Origin of the sequence: Cyclobacterium amurskyense, assembly GCF_001050135.1 — a bacterium.
Classification (GTDB): Bacteria; Bacteroidota; Bacteroidia; order Cytophagales; family Cyclobacteriaceae; genus Cyclobacterium; species Cyclobacterium amurskyense.
Genome location: NZ_CP012040.1, coordinates 1,704,221 through 1,722,547, shown reverse-complemented (window position 1 = coordinate 1,722,547; position 18,327 = coordinate 1,704,221). Strand labels below are relative to the sequence as shown.

Below are 18,327 nucleotides of genomic sequence, written 5' to 3'. Positions count from 1 at the left end.
TGCAATTGGATTTCCCGTGTTTAGGGGAAGGGTTGTAATCGCAAGAAAATCAGGCTACTTGGAAACTGAGTCATAGCATCGCTATGGTAAAGTCGAAAATCGCAACGAGGTGACTGATTTTTAAGTGATTTCATCATTTATAGGAAGGTCTATTGCATAATTCGGGTTAAAGGTGCTATTTAACGTTGCCCAACGGTTTGCCTAGGTCTTTTAGCGGTTTCGAAGCACTTTTCTGCCCGCAGTGCGAGAACCTGACTAGGCATCGAAAACTTTGCTGTCAACCGTTTCCCCACCATAAGCTGTATGCCTTGTTGAACGAGTCCTTCTATAGCTGGAAGCCGGCAGTTATTGCCGTTTCTTCCAACATTAGATCTATCGTTAATAGTCCACATTTTATGCTATGAAAAAGAAAGCAACCTGCCATTGTTAAAGCCTGTTAAAATGCGCAAGGGTGTGATTTACAGCTGAAAAGGATCCGGGACATTCTCTGCCTCTTATTTCAAAGGGGTTCCATTCAGGGCTACTCCATTTGTTGTTAATACCTGAAAATGATGCACCCTGTTCACTCCTTCGTACTTCCAGACCATTTCTTTTTCAGGGGTTAATTCAAAAAGTTTGATCCCCTCTTTCGCTCCATAGCTCGCAATCACTGTATTCCCATTGGGTAAACGCTGGGCACCACAAGGATCTTGAAAAGGGCTTCCTGCAAAATCTTCATTGCTTACTATCCAAACTACATTTCCAGCAGCATCCACCTCAACTGTTTTATTCCCATTCGTTAAATTGATCAGGGTATTCCCGTTGGTAAGACGAATTGCTGTAAAGGGCCAGTTTTTAGCCTCTCGGCCACCTAATTCGGGTAAATCTGTACGGAAAGTCTGTAGTACCTCGCCTGAAGGGCTATATTCTTTAACCGCAAAGGCCAATAAATGGGGGACAAGATAGTTTCCGTTGGCTAATTTTCGGGCCATACGGGTTTGCATATGTGCATTGTCGGTTTCAGGTTGCAAAGGAACGGCAACAGCTATCTCTCCCGCTTGATTTACCTCCAATATTCGAGGCTTATCTCCTAATTCTGTAATGAGGGTATTGCCATTGTCCAGACGAACAGCTGTACCCAATTCTTTATTCAACGCAGACTTTTCATATCGGAATACCACCTTTTTATCCTTGTCAAACTCTAGTACTTCTTCAGACCAGCAAATCAATACATGTCCATTGTCCAAAACATAGCCATCTCTCGCAGCTGGACGTTCAGCATCCCAAAGGACTTCTCCTGTGTCACCCAAAATTCCGGTAAAGTCGGGGCCTGCTATAAAAACTGAATGGGTGATTTCTGGATCAATTGCTTGTTTTACAGATTCAGTTGAGTTGTTTTTCGGAGAACTACAGGCAGAAACAAGTAGGCCTGATAGCAAAAGTAGGTAGTAGTGTAGTTTCATTTTTTTGGATTATAATACTCAAAAATAGGTCTACTAGCAAGTTAAGCGATTGGAGAGAGAAAACCAGAGCTACTTAGGGGTTTAAATTCAGCCGATATATCTAGGTCTAAAATATTTATTCCACTACTATTTCTAGAACAGGACGATTTATTTGGTTTTGTTACCTAACGTTCTGGCTAAATGGCGTAGTGGCGCATAGCCGCTATGAACATTTTAGCCTATGTGTGTGCCCAGCATAAGCATTTAACATTGAAGACACCAAATTATTCCAGGGGGAAAAACCTGTACGAAGCATAAGCAAGTCGCAATTCTTTCCTTGATTTTTCAAAGAGGTGTTTTGCTATGAGGGGCCAGGTGAAGGTTTAGCAGGAAATTCGGTTGGGCAGTTGCTCAAGGTCCAATTCTGATTACTACTATTACTTTGTCACCCCTGAGAAGAAAGGGTATTAAGCTATGTTTTCCAATTACATCAAAACGCCATCCAAACTGGTGAACTAGGGGAAAATTGATCTCTTAATTTTATTATAGTGAAGCGCCGGAAGGTACGACACTGTTAATCTATAATCTGCTTATGTCGACAATTTGTATTTTTTGGATAAATATATCATCCAATCCATCCCCTTACGTGTAAATGATATTGTGTACAAGGATCTGATCAGATATCTTAGTAAATTCAGCCAGGACGAAATCGAAGTAATGGAAGAAAAGGATACATTTTTTTTCTTAAACAATTCCTGGAATAGGAATTAGCAAGCATTGGAGAAGTTAAAGCGAAATACACTACTTTTAAACCCAGATTATGTAATAGAATTCGTGATAGCCTGTCCCGTGTTTACGGGAAGTGTTGCAATCGCAAGAAAATCGGTCGTTTGGAGATTTTAGCATAGCACCGCTATGGTGAAATTGAAAACAGCAACGAAGTGGCTGATTTTAAAGCGATTTCACCACGTAATAGAATGTCTATTGCATATTTCGGGTTAAAGCATTGGAAAAAAGGTTTGATGACACTATTCGGAAATAGGAAGCTTAGAATACTCAAAACATTTGAGGTAAATTAAACATATAAACTTTTTAATACCCATAAATTATACCCTATGAAACGAAAATGCATCTCACATAATGATCGGAAAATGATATTCAATAGCATATTAGAAAAGCTTGTTAAAAGCAAGAAAATCAAGTTGACATTGATGTTATTCATGTGTTTAAATGCTGTATTTGCAGTGCATGTGTATGAGGTGGTAGAAGTTAGCTTTAGCGCAAATAACAAATATAATAATCCTTACATGGATGTTAATTTTGACGTGACTTTAATCGGGCCCGAGGGAAAAACCTACACAATACCCACTTTTTGGGATGGTGAAAATATATGGAAAGCAAGGTTGGTGGCCACTGAACCAGGTACCTGGAATTGGTCTACAGGTATTGGTCAAACCAAGGACAATGGTTTGGATGGCAAAAGCGGATCGTTTACAGCTGAAGCATGGACGGAAGCTGAAAAAGAAATAAATCCAAACAAACGAGGTTTTATCAGGACCGCGTCAAACAATCGCAGCCTGGAATATGCCGATGGAACTCCTTTTTTTCTAATTGGAGATACATGGTGGTCTGCACTTACCAGAACATATCGTTGGAGTTCTTCGGAAGGCGTTTCGAATATATCTTTTCAGGATGCAGTTGGCCTTCGAAAAAAACAAGGATTTAACAGCATCAATATAATTTCAAGTTTCCCAACCGACAATATTAAAGGAATTTGGCATAAAAGCACACATGGTGAAAAAGTCGCTGAGGACGGAACAACTCCTTTTCAGATCAATGGCGATGATTGTGACCACTTGCGCATCAATCCGGGCTATTTTCAGCAAGCTGACCGGAAATGGCAATACTTTTGGGACAATGGTTTTGTTATTTTCTTGGAAAGCGTGCGAAGGAGTGAAGCCTGGCCAAATGAAAGCAGCATTGAGAAGGACGCTTTTATGAATTATACCCGCTATATCTGGGCTCGATGGGGATGTTACAATATGATTTATAGTTGGCTACATATGGACGAAGACCAAAATAAAAATACATGGAGCAGCATGTTAGAGAAAAGTGTCTCTGAGCTGGGTTCCATGCCTTACGGGCAGCCAAGAACAGCAATGACTCCCCACGTCGGCAGCCATGATTACTGGAACAGTAATATATAGGCCGGTTTGGATGTTCACAATATAAGCAATAACAATGCAAGGGAAAATGATACTGCATTTCCTGAATTGCGCGAAATATTTTACCAGACAAACAAGCCCGGGTTTAATATTGAGGGCTTTTATCCGGATTTTTGGTGGGCTAACAGTCCACAAGGTGGGATGAGTCAGGATGAATATGCTTTGTTTATAGCCTACGGATGTGTTTTGAACGGCGGATTTCCTGGCTATGTTTGGGGTGATGCGTATTGGGGTGGCACCCATTATAAAACGGGTGATCCACATATAAATGGATTTAATCGCTGGAGTGCTGCTAAGATGAAACTTCTGGCTTCTTTTATACTCGATGAAGGTTATGATTACAGAACATTGAAACCTGCTTCTGCTACACACTTGGTTGATAATTATGATGAATTTGTTGCATTGGCAATTTCGGAAGACCTTCAAACAATACTGGGAATTGTTCCTGTAGTAACCATGGATCGTGATATTATCATTAAAGATTTACCAATAGCGCAAAAGTATCAGCTGGCCTGGTGGGACATTGAAAATGGAGGGTGGCAAGGTCAGGCAGAAGTAACTTCCAATGGAAGTGGGAAAATCACACTCCCTGAAACTCCCAATAAAAAGCAAAGTTGGGCTTTCAGCCTTACAGTTGCGGAGTAGTCATTTAAAGATACTGGTATTACGTTAGTTGGAAAAAGCATTCCGGACTTTGGCCTAATATTACTTCAGACTTTGGTTGCTCATGTTCGCCAAATTAAGTATAGGCCATGAAGAAATGGTTTGCAAAACAGTGCGCTTAGGGGTACAAAAACAGCGTGAGGGCTAAAAACCCTCACGCTGTTTTTTTTGAGCTGATAAAAAAGCCAAATACTCCAATGCTTGTATTGGCCAATTTATTAAAGAAGAAAAACGGAGTTGGACAAACGTTGCCAATTATCTATCCGCACTTAATTTTTGCAACACCTCCTGTAATTTATTAATATTCGCTTCATTTTGTCCCCACTTGTCATCAGGGAAACCAGTATATAAAAGGCCTCTATTCACTTCGTACAATAGAATTCCCCCTACTCTTTGGTCTTTTTCTATGTCATTTAAAAAATCGTATTCCACACCATCACCTTGAGTGAAGTAATTATGCACCCAAACCCGTTTCCCTTGATTATTGGCGTATGTTTTAATGCTATCTGCCATCGAAGGTTGGTAATCTCCACGATAGTAATGTTTAAGGGTTACCTCATCGGCCAAATCAATTGCTTTTTTCCAATCAATAAGGATCTTAGGCATGGCCCAGAAACCCAATTCATTAAAATCATCGGACAATAGGGGCTCCTCATGGGCTTGACGTAAATGAACCTGCATTTTTTTACCTGAGGCGTGTAGCACATCAGCCGCTTTTTCTAAAAATGACATGAAATATTCCCCTCTTATTTCCATAATTTTCAATGGATCTGCTTCTGCCTCTAGTATATCAACACCATGTTTTTCCTTGTAACGTTTTACAATGGGCTCATTATACCCATAATTCACATAATCAGTCACCATTCCAGAATGATTTTGAAGTCGGAAATCAATTCCGTCAAATCCCATTTTCGTCACGCGCTCTACTTGGTCCAGCCAGTACTCCTGCACTTCAGGGTAGGCTTCACAAGGGGTTCCTCCCATGTATTCTCGCTTGCCTTTCGCTATTCCATACACGGGACTACTAGTCCAACCATCACCCCAAAAACCTGCCCCTTGAAATTCAAATTCAAAACCCCAGTCCATAAACAAGTTGCTCGCCTTTTCACCTTTAACCGTTTTATCCTCCAGCCCCCATTCTCTGTCTTCCGGAGATTTCATTGCTTCTTCTTTACTTAATGGACTTCTTACATGAATACCAGTAGTAATTGGGATTTCTCCTGAAGCGGTAAATGCGCGTATCATTGAATAAGGTATGGTGTATAAATCCTTGTGCTGTCCAAGGGTTATTGCCAAATACGAATCTTTCTCAGGTATTGTAAAACCTTCTAGTGTTAAAACCAACAATCGCTTTGGTAAATCTTCAACCATAAATCCGTTGGCATCCTTTACCTTACGGTATTCAAATTTTGACACTACCTTTACTTCCCCCTCATATTTGGTGTATTTGCCATTGTCCTTGCTATGCCAAAGTGTAATTTCAGGTATTTGAATTGCTGCATCCGACAGACCCTTAAATTCAAAATATTTCTTAGCCGATGTTTTATCTCTGAAAGCATCTAGACTAAAAGCAACTTCCAAGGATTGAATAGGCTCCTTTAACCTAAGTAAGATAGAATCTTGTTCAGGCTTTCTTTTGATTCTTAATTCAGGATTGTTGGCTATTAAATTATCAAAATTGATGTGTTGTCCTCCGATGGTCGGGATTTGTTTGCTAAGCGCAGTAGAGGCGCCGTGTGGAATGGTAAATCCTGTTCCTGACTCATATGGTTTTATAATTGCCCAGGCTTCCATGCCCAATCTTTGGGCTTCGTATAAATACACATAATTCGGATCTCCAAGCGCCAATATAGATTCGAGGGTATGATTTCCGGTGCCCTTATCAGGTGACATCACAGAGATGGTGGGATCGGAAAAAGCAGAATAACCGGGCTGACTCAAAATAAAGTAAACCCTCTTGAAGCCTAATTTTTTTAGAAATATCATTTCATCTCTAACCTCCTTATAACCATGAAAACCCCTTAGATGCGGCATAATATCAACAACCGGAGCCATTAATTTACCACTTTTGGTAGGCATTGGAAGCTCCTTTAGTAATGATAGATCACCAACTTTACCCATTGATGCGTCAATAGTCTGGGCAAAAGCTGAAAAGTTCACTAGTATCAATAGGATTGTTAAGGCCTTAGGTATTTTCATCATGACTTAATTAAATTGGGTTTTTGTTTAAGAGCGAAATTCTACCTAGCCCTTAAAAGAATAATATGATCTTCCTGAATCAAAAATAACATTCTTATTGGGTGATATAGCAATTAGTATTGGGTTTAAAAAAGAATCTGCATTTTTGTTAAATAGGCAAAAGGAACCCTAGGTCAAAGAACAACATAAAAGTAGCAGCTTTTTCAATCTACCAACGCTAAAAAAAAAGAGGGGAGACCATTCCTCATAGTAAGCCTAATTCCTAATAAGGTGATCTGGGCCCTGAGCCTGTCGAAGGGTTAATCGTCAGAATGCTTGGTTATTGGGGGTAGTTCTTATTTTAGTCAGTTACTTTTAAGTTCTTTTTTAGTTTTTTTCCCTCTATAAAATCCTTGAAATTTTCCAAGTTTATTTTGGGAGCGGACCTAAGTTTATCTTCTCTACCTTTTTCATCTTTTTGGCCCGGCTCTACTTGATTGAATTTCCTTGGATTAGAATTAGGGAATAATCCAATATCTACCAAATACGAAGAGTAACGTATACCATCGCTTGGAGCACAGCTAGTGTTCGAATTTGCAAGGTGAAGTAATCTCAAATCCACTAATTCCTTTATAGCTTGATTAATCTGTGGATACTTTGTGATATCAGTATTTGAAACTAAGAATGAATTCCACCTTTTCTCAGTAATTATAATATTTTGAATGTATTGCAGATAATGCTCTAGGATCTCCTTTTCTTCTTGTGAGTCAGTTTTAAAAGCTTCAAGCTTATAAGGTAAATCTTCAATACTAGTTTCTATAACCATTGGCTTAGTTATAGACTGCTGTCCGTTAATTATCTTATTACCGATTGAAAGGAAAGAAGCAAAAAAGTCCCTTGGAACGCCACCAGAGGATAAGCATAAAAAACGAAATGCATTGGGTGTAAACAGCTTATCATAATTCAAGTCTACATCTACCTTTTTATTCACATAATTAAGTAGGTCTTTCATAAATGAGACCATAGCATTGAAATTCTCTAAGCTATAATCCAAATTTAAGGACTGTCCATCGTGTCTAATCTCCATACCTATATAAGTTTCACCTTGTATATACAGTGAGCTCCTATGTTTTATAGTGGCTATTTTCAAGTATAGTCTAGTGTTTTTGGAGATTCTATGGAAAAAGTCCGCAAAGTATGGTTGGTCACTTTTTCGAATAAAGTAAAAGTCATCCAGAATTAGAAAAATATCATTATTAATAAACTCTGTTGTTCGTTCAATTAATTCTTTGAAATCGGTCAGCTCATTTCGCAGGATATTCAACTTATTTATTTTTATAGTTTTGGAAAATTCTTGTTCTTCCGATAATTCAGTGCCAACTTTTGCTTCACTGCCTGCATAACCACTCTTTGCTTCTCCCGAAAGCTTGCTTCCTGTTTTAGTTCTGGATGCTTCTTCATATAAATCAGGGTTATTCAAGCGTTCATTAAGTGTTTTTAGATATTTTGACAGATCTCTCTGAATCTTTATTGCTTTTTTCCACCTATTTAACTGATACCATTTGTATTCCTTGTCAACCCTTTTTGATAATTGTTTTATGATTATACGAAGTACCTGAATAATTGAGTCTGGAAAGCTTATGTCTTTAAAATCATCAAGATTTATTGTAATACAGAATTTACTTTCATTATTAAGCTTCAATGATTTTAATAGCAGGGATTTTCCTGAACCTCTTCGTCCATAGATAACTTGATTTTGTCTACTACCTAATCTTTCGATATGACCTTTAGGATCAAGATATTCTATTGTAGTTTGATCTGTAACTCTTATATTTTCTTCTATATACCTAAGTACCTTATTTAAATCTTGTTTCATTTTGTTCAAATTGCTGCAAAAATTTGTGTAAAGCTATGATTTACCAAGGGAGTTGCGTATATGTCAACTATGTACCCAGCTCCTTTGCTTTGTCTTTCCCGGTCAAATTAAGGGTTTTGGACAAAGAATCTAGGGGTGAGACTACATTTTTATTAGAAACCGCCAAAAAATGATTGTAAATCTCTGAAGTAGTGGAGCTGCTGCTATGCACTATTGCAAGCATGGCATTATCCTGTGCCGAATTTCATCAGTTGATTCGATGTTTCATTTGGTCCAGATTCACCGGAAGAGGAAGCCTGAGCGAAAACGTAAAAATCTGATCAGATTGGGAGTAGAACAGGGACAAGCATATGCTTGGAGTAGATCTTGAATGGGAGGATGGGCAGTGGCTCAAAGTCCCATTCTGATTACTACTATTACTTTGTCACGCCTGAGAAGAAAAGGCTATCAATCTATGCTTTCCTATTACCTCAAAATTCAACTTATAATCCTGTGAATTGGGACTGAATGTGAAAAATGATCCCTTTGGATCATTATAGTGAAGAGCAGGAATGTAGGGGAGATACGAGAGTCCCGGTTGATCGGATGGTACTGTTGCAAGCCCTGTAGTACTGTGAGAGGCGCAATCTTAAGGAGGCGGGACTGGTTGTGGGCTTATGGCTCACGGTAGTCTTCTACACGATTAGATGCTTTTATAATAAATTCTAAAATCACCATTTGATCCCTAAGGCCCGACCTAAATTCTGAGCGGCTCTTTCTGCTTCTTTAGACTCATCATAATAATCCTTTGGGTTCTGATTGATCAATTCTGCATCTGTAATTTTTAAATTAATGACAGTTAATAATGGCTGATAAACATCTTCAATTTTTTCTAAGCCATTTTGTACTGCTTTTTCAGTTTTTTCTCTTGGTGTAATGATTTGTTTATTTTGTTGTTAATTAATTCTGACTAACGTTACAAAAAAACCTTCAAATTGTCTCAATTTCGAGCCCAAGGTCCTCATTAGTCAGACCGAATTTATCGATTTGTTTCTTTATCCGTTTAACTAAACCCAATTTTCTTTTCTGATCTAGGAAGAGATAGCCTTCCGGATTAATATAGGGAACTCCCTTCACCACCATATTCCAGATGATAACCGCCAGCTTACGGGCGGTGGCACTTATAGCCGAAACCCTCCCTTTTCTAAAGCTTATTCTATGGAAGAAGTCTCGTAGTGGTGTAGAATCCTTCAGGTTTCCAATGGCATTGGCAGCATTCCGTAATGCGATTTTCAGTCTGTTGCTTCCTTTTGGAACTTTACTGGAAAGTACTTTACCTCCACTTACTTTATTATTAGGTGCAAGCCTCAGCCATGATGTAAAATGCTTGGCTGTTTTGAATTTCCTGATTCCTTCAAGTCCAACCTCACTCATTAGTGCCAGAACAGTAGAATAACTCATCCCTTCAATTGCAAGCAGGTCAGTACCTTCAAACATCTGATAGGATTTCAGATTCAGATCAATGTCCTTTGGCGTGTTTTTGTTGACTCTTTTGTGGGGTTTCGCCTCAATATAATGCTGCCGCTTATTGTCATCGGAATGGATGATTTCATCAAGCATCTTATCAATTTCCTTATCGCCCTCATCAATTTTCTTTTGAAGATGGTCGTAGGTCTCTAATTCCTGTTGGAGCGCAAAAAGATAGTCTTTCCTGCCATTGGTCTGCAAGGCTTTGGCTATCTCTTCTTCGCTTTTCCGGCAGTTTCCGTGCCTCAAAGAGGCCAGTTTTTCTGGATCAGTTTCACCATCACAAATAGCCCTAATAATCAACAGACCAGTCAGCCCACAGATATCCTTGACCACTACGTCCAATCTTAAGTTGAGCAACCTAAGGTTCTTTTGCATCTTCTTGGATGTAGAGGCGGCTAATTGAAGTAGATTAGCCCTTTGCCTGCAGTAGGTCCGGAGTTCTTCTGTCTTACCATCAGGCAGAAAACTACTGGTCAAAAGCCCTAGCGTATGCAGTTTCTGAATCCACTGACAGTCCTTTATATCTGTTTTCTTACCTTTGATGTTTTTGGTAAACTTTCCATTACAAAGCACCACATGAAGCCCTTTGGAAATCAAAACCACATACAAGTTTTGCCAGTAAGTACCGGTACTCTCCATGGCCACTGTTTTGACATCTTTTTCTTTTAACCAATCTACCAAAGCGAACAGATCCTGATTAAAGACTCCATATTCACGCACATCCTTTTCGGATTGCCCCACAGCCACCCAATGGGAGCGACTGCCTACATCGATACCCGCAGCCTGCGGATTAACGACTTGCATTGATACAAATTCCTGTTCCATAATGAGACAACTTAGGCTCTAAGGGGATGTGCTTTTGGCAAGAAAATATTCTGAACGGGGTTTCCGGTAAAAACCGGAACCGCCACTAAAGTAATCGCAAGCATCCCAACCAGGATTGCGCCCGTGCTTTCCGAATAATCAGAAGCAACAGTTTAAAAATCGGTCTTACAAAGAGCTTTACTAATATAAGAAAATGTCGAGATGAAGCAACACCCCGTTAGCTCTGAAAGTAAATGTGTTTCATATATGGAGGATTACTGCTAACGGTTAGGCTATGCGCAGTGTCCAGAAGGGCATTGCTTATGGGTAATGTGTGTGCACAGCATGGGCATCTGGTATCGAAGATACCAAATTATTCCAGAAGGTGAAAACCTGTGCCGAAGCATGTCGGTAGCCTGTGACGAGTTTCATCGGTATACCTTATGTGCGGGAGTTCCCAATTAAATTCTGCACAAGCGGTGTCCTGAAGTATTAGCATTTCGCAAAGCCTGCCTTGGTTATTTACAAGGATGGATTTTCGAAAAGGGCCAGGTGGCTTAGCAGAAAAGTCTTCTGGGCAGTGGCTCAAAATCCATTTCTGATTAATACTATGACTTTGTCACACCTGAGAATAAAAGGGTATGAATCTATGATTTCCTATTACTTCAAAATGTAACCCATAAACCGGTTTACCAACGTATACGAGAGGCGCACCGTGCGCTTCTGCTCACGGCCGTCTAATCGATCAACTTTAATTTTTCATTTAGCAAAAGCTGCTGATAATTTAGTTGGAATTCAATAGCTTTATTGACGGATTCTAATTGTGGTTGATTTTTCTTATTTTCATTCAAATATTTGGTCAATACAGCTTCGTCAATAATTAGTTCGTTGTCTTGTATTATTACAAAATCAATATTTTCAAGTCCATCTAATTTTGCATCTTTAAGATAATTATTGTAGCTCTCCGGTAGCTCATGCCCCTTACCACCTAAAATAGTTATTGGTTTGTCAGGATTTTGATTCTTAATAAATTCCTTTAAGTATTCAGGGATTTCATAACCATTACCATTAAAATAACTGGTAGTTTTTTGGTTTTCATTTTCCCTTATGACGATAAGTTTATGGCGTAATTTAAGTTCGCAATCTAATATTGCAATATTTAATTTTTTCAAGAAGTCCTTATGCCCATCAGATAGTTTATGTTCATTGATTACTTTGTAAGAGTATAAATACTTCAATGCGTCTACATAGTTCTTATTCTTATATGCATTGTTTCCTTTATTATATAGCTCACCAAAATTATTCGAATAATGTGCATTATTCGAAGTGAAGCTAAATGCAATTATTAAAAATATTGACGCTACAATCCATTTTTTGAGTTTCATAGATTCTTTTATTTAATCGGAGGAACATCTGGTAAATCTTGGATTTTATTTTCAAATTCATCTGACTTTTTACTACCACTTTCTAGAGAATTGGAATATTTATTAAATTCTAATCCTTTCCATAATGTAATGGATATGATAATTGCGCCAAATAGAGCAAAGAATGTTCCAGGGGCAGCTTTTTTAAGAATTAATCTGTTGTCTTGGAATTTCATATCTAAATCTCCTGCTTGCCCCCAAATACCTTTTATAAATAGATTGTAACCCATATATATTGAAATTAAACCAACTAAAAGAGAGGTTATCTTGTAGGTAGTAAGAGAGATTATAATTGCATTTTCAATTTCCATAATTGAATATAGGTTGTATTTTAATTTATTTTACAAAGTGCGTGCCCCCGCATGGTTATTCGCTAACTAATATACAAAATTAACCCTTAAATCAATAGGCTGTGAATTAACATTTTTTCAGGTTTTCTAAGGTATTAATTATGTGCAGGGATTTCTGGAAGAAATCAGGGTTTTAAATCATCAGCAAATCACCATATATATTCATTAGGGTGATATGCCGTGATGGGCCAGATGGCGTCTGGGCAGTAGCCCAAAGTCCAATTCTGATTTCTACTATTATTTTGTCAAGCCTGAGAAGAAAAGGATACGCCATCATGGTTTATTGACATCCAAAAACAAGAACAAAGAGCTAAATCCGGCAAAAAAAGACCTCAAGCAACTTAAATGGCAAAAAGCTGAATTTTCTTGGATATAGATTGCCAAAGAAAAACTCAATTACAATCCTGAAAGGTGCCACTGCTGTGGAAATAAAATGCTTATTACAACCAAGTTAATCGCCCCGTAGTGAGGAGTACCCAAAAACCAACTCCAAAATGCATAACCTCGCCAATAATCACAATTTATCAAAAATGCTTCACTGGAAGCCCTGGTATACCTATGTTTTAGGTTTTCTAAGACCTCAAAAAGCAACTCAAAAATCAATGAGGCAAGGACATAAAAGCCCTACTAGACAATCAATTCGTCTACTTTTTAATAATTTTGCTACCACCTAATTCCCTGATTTACGCAACAAAACCATTCCTATCCCCATAGCAGAAAGCTACCGGAGCTTGAGTTCAACACCCGCTATATTGAACCGAAGCCTTACTTAGCATCATTGTAGCTTAATTGTTGTAAGCAGTTTATTTACACGAGATAATCATTTTCGTCATCTTCTATTTGGTCAAAAACCAATAATTTAGCATCGAAATCGCCTTCCAAGATTTTATTTGCTAGATTTCCAACCCAATATGGTGCTGTATTAGATTTTCCTTTTGAACTGTTATTTCCGTGACCGAAAGTATATTCAATAGCTTCGTGGTCTAGAGCGTGCAAACTCTCGTGTATAATTGTCGCTGCAATACTTTTTGAACTTCTTTTTAACTTTTTTAAATTCAAAAATAAAGTATTTGGGAATCGACTATCCATATAAGCAAAAGTTTTTCTGTACTTTATGGCTTTCCAACCTGATGGATAGAAAAGGTCTATTTTAAACTCTAAATCTGATTGTTCTATTAAATCTGCTATATTTTGTGGTGAGGCTGTACTTAAGTCAAAGCTATCTTTTTCACGAATTTTAGAATAAAAAAGAGGGTTTTTTAAAACAGAATTAGCCATTTCTGTTGCTTCTTCTACTTTCGGTTGTTTATCATTAAAAGTAATAATCATTAGTATATTTTTTTAGATTAATATTAAAACTATTATATGATTGATTTAAAAAAGCGGGTTGTTCAACATTGTTTTCGCATTTTCCAAAGCGCCTTTATATAATGAACCACGATTTTCAAATTGCAGAACTGATTGTTCAAGTATAAGTCTATTCTTACTTGTGTTGAAAAGTGTAGAATCTATATCTACATCTTCGTCTTTAGACCTTGCTATTATATCTTTGAACGTGGAATTATCTAATCTTTCTCGAATATTTTTCATAATCTCCTCAATCAATAAATATTTTTCATTCCAAACAGCAATAGTGATTAATCCTTTAGATAAATCGTCAGTATTTCCAATTTGGATGTTCTTAAATTTTAGCATCAATTCCGCATTTAAATAAGCTAATTCAAAACTTGTTGATTGTTTAAGGTCTTCTATACTATTATTTAAACTATAAAAAATTGAAGTCGCTGTAACAGCTTCTTCTCCAAAGGTATCTTTGTCTTTTATTGAAATTGAATTAGCTGACAAAAATGCAAATACACCAGGCGCAATTCTATTAGCACTAAAACTCAAACTATTGGATGCAGATGAAGTAGATTTTGCTGCTTCAGATATTGATAATACTAAATCTGAATAACTGCTTACAGCTTTTGGGGAAGTTAAAATTTGCATTACTCCGCCTGTTAAGGACTGGGATACAGCCTCGAGTGCAGCTGAAATTACAGGTGCAATTTTATCTAAACTAAATTCGTGGGAATATTCAGTCTTTATAGCTGAATTAAATATTAATTGTCTAAAATCATAGACATTAGCCTTTTCAGAGTGTTCTTTAATTTTTTTTTCAAATTTCTCTTTAGCAGAATTTTCCAAATCTGACAATTGTTTATTTAATTGCTCAATTTGTTTTTTAGCTTTCTCAGATTTTTCGGTTACTCTTTCTAATGAAGGACTTTTACAAGGCATAATCTTTAAGGTTTAATATTATTCCAATTTTCTATAAATTTAATTATTAATATTTTATATGTAAATACCTACTAATAGGCATATTTAAATAGCTAGATACCTGATTTATTATTGAGTTTTTCTTTGCCTTGTAAAAATAAGCTTTTCTTCTTCCATTCTTACAGACAAACCTAAATAAAGACGGATTTGGACAATATTTTCCATTTATCTTATTATCCATTTAGGTTTTATATCTAGTTCTGACTTTTTATTCTTGTATAAGAACCGTTTCCGGAAAGTCATCTATTCAATTGTAATTATTATTTTTTTTCCTTTACCTAACGATTTATTGAGGAATTATAATTATTTGTAATTCTCGAAATAGCTTCAATTGACTCTCATTGCCACAGTCTCAGTATCAAGATTAAAACCCAATTTATTACTGTTAAAATAGTTTCAATCTCACGCTTGCTGAAAAACCTATAAATTCACTCCTAAAAAGATTCTTTAATTCAATACAGCCTCTTCACATAGCTATATTTCACCAAGAGAGTTTCTGGTATACATGTTGTATATCAAGCACCTATGATTTTTTAATGTATTTCAACTTAATAAAAATGTTTAATAAATACACTGTAACGTCGTAAGTTTTTTAAAGAAAATTTTAAAATTGTGTTTTGTGACGGTATTTATTATCTTATATTAAGTTTTAGTAATAGATGATTATTCTATTTTATTAAATCTAAAACTATCTTCAAACATAGATAATAGTCTAAAATGTGCTCTATTATTCTTTTTCTATTGGATTTGAGCGACTAAAAAATACACCTATACATTGGAAATAAGGACTGTTACTTCATCAATAATTTGACGCTTAAAAAATAGAATGAGTTAATTATTTTCCGTAGTACCATTACCCAAACCTCTAGGATAATAATGAGTCTGTGAATGGTTCTTTGAGGTGTGTCCTAAGTTTGTCGAAGAGTTAGATCCCTCAGAAAGCTTAGTTTTATTAATAGTTATTATTCAGATTGTATTCTATATAGTTCAAGGTAGTAAAGATGGCCTTCCATTTAATCCTTCTCTTAGATACTTATTTCATGTGATTTGATTGAATTATTACAAGCTGTATTCTCTGTAAATATTCCAGCATCAATCAGGTGTTTAACATTTAGTGAAGCGCCGAAATGCAGGGAAGGTACAAGACTCGTACAGCCTGCCCTGTTTTTCACAGGGGTCGACCGGGAGGGTACTTTGGAAAGCTAAGTAGAGCTGTGATAGGCGCACTCCCGAAGGGTCGGGACAGGCAGCAGGCTTATTGCCTGCGGCCATCCCTTCGATTAGCACCTGTTACATTTCAGTTTTTTTCTTAGCTACTATAAAATAGTTGGAGGCATCTTTATAAATTTTCTCGGAATCAACTGTCTGAAAATTTCCTTTGGCAATTAAAGTATCTAAGTCGGTGCTTTTCAGTATTCTAATCGGAATGGGGATTATTCCAATTTTACAAAGTACCTGTACAAGTCGAATCTGCAAGCCTACTAAAAATGACATCTTGTCTCCTAGACTGGGTGTCACAGAAATAAATAATCCATCAGGTTTTAGTAATTCGTTTATTCTTTTCGTCACCTTTTCAGGATTAGGGATAGTATGTAGCATATTAAATGCTAATATTCTATCAAAAGACTCTTTTCTCAGGTTTTCATCGAAAATATCCCCTTGAGCGAATGTCACATTTTTGATGTTTTTTTCAGCTGCTTTTCCTTTGGAAATTTCAATCATTTTCGATGATATATCGATGGCATAAATCTCTTTAACGTCATTGGCAATCTCGCAAGCTGTTGTGCCCGTTCCACAACCATAATCCAATACTACATTAGCGCTTTCTATATGTTTTTTAGTGTTCTCCCTTGACTTTTGATGGATGTACTCAAACCGTTCTTCTGTTTTATCGTAATTTTTTGATGCATTGTCCCAAAAACTTTTCGTCTTACTCATTCTTCTTGTGTTTAAAAATTGATGTTTCTGCAAAGTTCCAAAGGGTTTGGGACAAGCGTCCTACACAAGGGCTCAATTAATGTTCATTTTGGCTCAACCTGAAATCTAAAGGAGAAATACCAAACCTATTTTTGAACGATCTCGCAAAACTGGAGGGATCAGCGTAGCCACATTCGTAGCAAATTTCACCTATTGATTTTTGAGAATGATTGAGTAGTTTTTTCCCTCGTTCTAATTTCTTCTCTTTTATGTAATTCGCAGGAGAGCTGTTGTATATTTTCCTGAAGTTTCTTTTAAAGGAAGCAAGACTATTATTTGTCATGGCAGCCAAACGGTTCAAATTTATAGGTTCATATAAGTTGGCTTCAATAACTTCTTGAAATGAAAAAATCCTATCTGAAAATAAACTCCTTGCGATTGCATTTAGATTTGAAGATTCCTGAGTTTGCAGAAGTAATAAGACGATCTCTTTTAGTTTAACTGATAAAATGTCTTCGTTAAGTGCATTTTTGTGATTGAATAAGTCAGCAACATTCAAAAAGTAAGCGCTCACTAAAGCTGAGGCGTCTTGTTGAGCAATGTCTTTTTTTAATGGGTGTTTGAGCTCTTTCCAAAATTTAGGTTTTTCGTAGTTGAATACCTTTTTTAGAACCTCTCTATCAAAATGAACGATAATTGTACTTAAAAAAACTGTTTCTATTTTTGAAAGGGAATTACCAACTGTTTTTCCACATAGAGAAAGTATAACGGTTCCTTTTTCAGCTAAAAAACCTGAATCCGTTAAGTCTTGATTATCCCCCTCAAGAATATAAGCAAAACAAGACTCGGCAGGTAAATTCAATTCCCTATCGATCGACAAGGGTAACTTATACCATGTAAACAATGGTTTTTCAAAGAGAGCAATTTGATTTATTTCATTGGCCATGTCGTTTCTCTATGTGCTCATTTCTTTTAGGCTTTCTCTTTAAGTGTGTGTGCCCGGCATAGGCATCTGGTATCGAAGATACCAAATTTATCCAGAGGGTGAAAAAGAAACCTGTACACTAAAGGCTCGGGAATTCCTTAGAAGGTTGACGCTACATAACTTGTCCCGAGAAACGGGATCTTGCCCAAGGGCTTTACCCGAATAAAGCATTATGGCATCCTGGCCAGTACTTATAAGGCCTCACATAAGGTCAATATCGACCTTCAAATCGGTCAGGTGGCGATAGAGGTTGTAGAAAAACCAGACTCCCTGCTCAAAAAGTGTACTTGTTGCAAAACGGGAGAACTGTTTTTTTCGCTTCCGAGTCTGAGTCTATGTCCCATGTCATGAGCGGTCACTTTATTTTTTGAAATTTCTTTTCCCCAATGGGTTGTGATTCCTTCAGGTGGACAATTGGCTATTTCTACAATAAATTTTGTGTCATATAGACTGTGTTGAAAAGTCAAAAGGTTTATTCCATCTTTGTTTTGTCGCCTGAAATGTGGAAGAGATCCCATAAATCCTTTTTCTCGCAAGAATGGTATCGTAATATCCCTAATTGCTTGGTCAATTTTTTGTCTTTTCTCTTTTCTGTCCATTTTTTCAATGCTACGTTTGGCTAAACTGCGTTTTAATGCAGTTTAGGTTTTATTGGG

General features: G+C 37.0%; 14 protein-coding genes and 1 pseudogene. 3 read left to right on the top strand and 12 right to left on the bottom strand.

The window, feature by feature from the left end:
* Positions 1-494 precede the first annotated feature (494 nt).
* A complete protein-coding gene (locus tag CA2015_RS06895) occupies positions 495-1,442 on the bottom strand; it encodes a beta-propeller domain-containing protein (RefSeq protein ID WP_053086657.1) in 948 nt (315 codons plus the stop codon).
* Between the two features lie 1,094 nt (positions 1,443-2,536).
* Between CA2015_RS06895 and CA2015_RS06890 the strand changes: the two genes are divergently transcribed.
* Positions 2,537-3,628, top strand: a complete 1,092-nt coding sequence (locus tag CA2015_RS06890; RefSeq protein WP_048641248.1) for a DUF5060 domain-containing protein — start codon at positions 2,537-2,539, stop codon at positions 3,626-3,628.
* Positions 3,629-3,634: 6 nt separating this feature from the next.
* A complete protein-coding gene (locus CA2015_RS06885) occupies positions 3,635-4,291 on the top strand; it encodes a hypothetical protein (protein ID WP_048641247.1) in 657 nt (218 codons plus the stop codon).
* Positions 4,292-4,564: 273 nt separating this feature from the next.
* Here CA2015_RS06885 and CA2015_RS06880 read toward each other — a convergent pair whose 3' ends face one another.
* From CA2015_RS06880 to CA2015_RS06835, 10 genes are all read right to left on the bottom strand, one after another.
* Complete coding sequence (locus CA2015_RS06880) at positions 4,565-6,511, bottom strand: hypothetical protein (protein WP_157470351.1); 1,947 nt, start codon at positions 6,509-6,511, stop codon at positions 4,565-4,567.
* 337 nt (positions 6,512-6,848) lie between these two features.
* Positions 6,849-8,363, bottom strand: a complete 1,515-nt coding sequence (locus CA2015_RS06875; protein WP_048641245.1) for a hypothetical protein — start codon at positions 8,361-8,363, stop codon at positions 6,849-6,851.
* A gap of 969 nt (positions 8,364-9,332) precedes the next feature.
* The gene (locus CA2015_RS06870) at positions 9,333-10,697 is read right to left on the bottom strand and encodes an IS110 family RNA-guided transposase (RefSeq protein ID WP_048641244.1); all 1,365 of its coding nucleotides are present in this window, start codon (positions 10,695-10,697) and stop codon (positions 9,333-9,335) included.
* Positions 10,698-11,413: 716 nt separating this feature from the next.
* The gene (locus CA2015_RS06865; protein WP_048641243.1) at positions 11,414-12,061 is read right to left on the bottom strand and encodes a hypothetical protein; all 648 of its coding nucleotides are present in this window, start codon (positions 12,059-12,061) and stop codon (positions 11,414-11,416) included.
* Between the two features lie 8 nt (positions 12,062-12,069).
* Positions 12,070-12,411, bottom strand: a complete 342-nt coding sequence (locus CA2015_RS06860) for a hypothetical protein (protein WP_205749805.1) — start codon at positions 12,409-12,411, stop codon at positions 12,070-12,072.
* Positions 12,412-12,583: 172 nt separating this feature from the next.
* Complete coding sequence (locus CA2015_RS24985; RefSeq protein WP_169786468.1) at positions 12,584-12,727, bottom strand: hypothetical protein; 144 nt, start codon at positions 12,725-12,727, stop codon at positions 12,584-12,586.
* Between the two features lie 530 nt (positions 12,728-13,257).
* Positions 13,258-13,779, bottom strand: coding sequence for a hypothetical protein (locus CA2015_RS06850; RefSeq protein WP_048641241.1), 522 nt, complete (start codon positions 13,777-13,779; stop codon positions 13,258-13,260).
* Positions 13,780-13,824: 45 nt separating this feature from the next.
* The gene (locus tag CA2015_RS06845; RefSeq protein ID WP_048641240.1) at positions 13,825-14,730 is read right to left on the bottom strand and encodes a hypothetical protein; all 906 of its coding nucleotides are present in this window, start codon (positions 14,728-14,730) and stop codon (positions 13,825-13,827) included.
* A 1,329-nt stretch (positions 14,731-16,059) separates the two neighbouring features.
* On the bottom strand, positions 16,060-16,707 hold the full coding sequence (locus tag CA2015_RS06840) for a class I SAM-dependent methyltransferase (protein ID WP_048641239.1): 648 nt from the start codon (positions 16,705-16,707) through the stop codon (positions 16,060-16,062).
* A gap of 76 nt (positions 16,708-16,783) precedes the next feature.
* Entirely contained in the window at positions 16,784-17,632 is an 849-nt protein-coding gene (locus CA2015_RS06835) for a helix-turn-helix domain-containing protein (RefSeq protein ID WP_048641238.1), read from the bottom strand.
* Between the two features lie 94 nt (positions 17,633-17,726).
* On the opposite strand from CA2015_RS06835, the pseudogene CA2015_RS25490 reads away from it, so the two are divergent.
* Positions 17,727-17,980 (top strand): annotated as a pseudogene (locus CA2015_RS25490) (transposase); the annotation flags it as partial.
* Here CA2015_RS25490 and CA2015_RS06830 read toward each other — a convergent pair.
* Complete coding sequence (locus CA2015_RS06830) at positions 17,905-18,270, bottom strand: DUF4304 domain-containing protein (RefSeq protein ID WP_048641237.1); 366 nt, start codon at positions 18,268-18,270, stop codon at positions 17,905-17,907. The pseudogene CA2015_RS25490 and the gene CA2015_RS06830 overlap by 76 nt on opposite strands.
* Positions 18,271-18,327: the final 57 nt, after the last annotated feature.

Excerpts from the sequence above, each read along its gene's own strand:
- CA2015_RS24985 (WP_169786468.1), bottom strand. The coding sequence starts at position 12,727 with ATGATGGCGTATCCTTTTCTTCTCAGGCTTGACAAAATAATAGTAGAA.
- CA2015_RS06845 (WP_048641240.1), bottom strand. The coding sequence starts at position 14,730 with ATGCCTTGTAAAAGTCCTTCATTAGAAAGAGTAACCGAAAAATCTGAG.
- CA2015_RS06840 (WP_048641239.1), bottom strand. The coding sequence starts at position 16,707 with ATGAGTAAGACGAAAAGTTTTTGGGACAATGCATCAAAAAATTACGAT.
- CA2015_RS06835 (WP_048641238.1), bottom strand. The coding sequence starts at position 17,632 with ATGGCCAATGAAATAAATCAAATTGCTCTCTTTGAAAAACCATTGTTT.
- CA2015_RS06870 (WP_048641244.1), bottom strand. The coding sequence starts at position 10,697 with ATGGAACAGGAATTTGTATCAATGCAAGTCGTTAATCCGCAGGCTGCG.
- CA2015_RS06895 (WP_053086657.1), bottom strand. The coding sequence starts at position 1,442 with ATGAAACTACACTACTACCTACTTTTGCTATCAGGCCTACTTGTTTCT.
- CA2015_RS06880 (WP_157470351.1), bottom strand. The coding sequence starts at position 6,511 with ATGATGAAAATACCTAAGGCCTTAACAATCCTATTGATACTAGTGAAC.
- CA2015_RS06890 (WP_048641248.1), top strand. The coding sequence starts at position 2,537 with ATGAAACGAAAATGCATCTCACATAATGATCGGAAAATGATATTCAAT.
- CA2015_RS06850 (WP_048641241.1), bottom strand. The coding sequence starts at position 13,779 with ATGATTATTACTTTTAATGATAAACAACCGAAAGTAGAAGAAGCAACA.
- CA2015_RS06865 (WP_048641243.1), bottom strand. The coding sequence starts at position 12,061 with ATGAAACTCAAAAAATGGATTGTAGCGTCAATATTTTTAATAATTGCA.
- CA2015_RS06860 (WP_205749805.1), bottom strand. The coding sequence starts at position 12,411 with ATGGAAATTGAAAATGCAATTATAATCTCTCTTACTACCTACAAGATA.
- CA2015_RS06875 (WP_048641245.1), bottom strand. The coding sequence starts at position 8,363 with ATGAAACAAGATTTAAATAAGGTACTTAGGTATATAGAAGAAAATATA.
- CA2015_RS06830 (WP_048641237.1), bottom strand. The coding sequence starts at position 18,270 with ATGGACAGAAAAGAGAAAAGACAAAAAATTGACCAAGCAATTAGGGAT.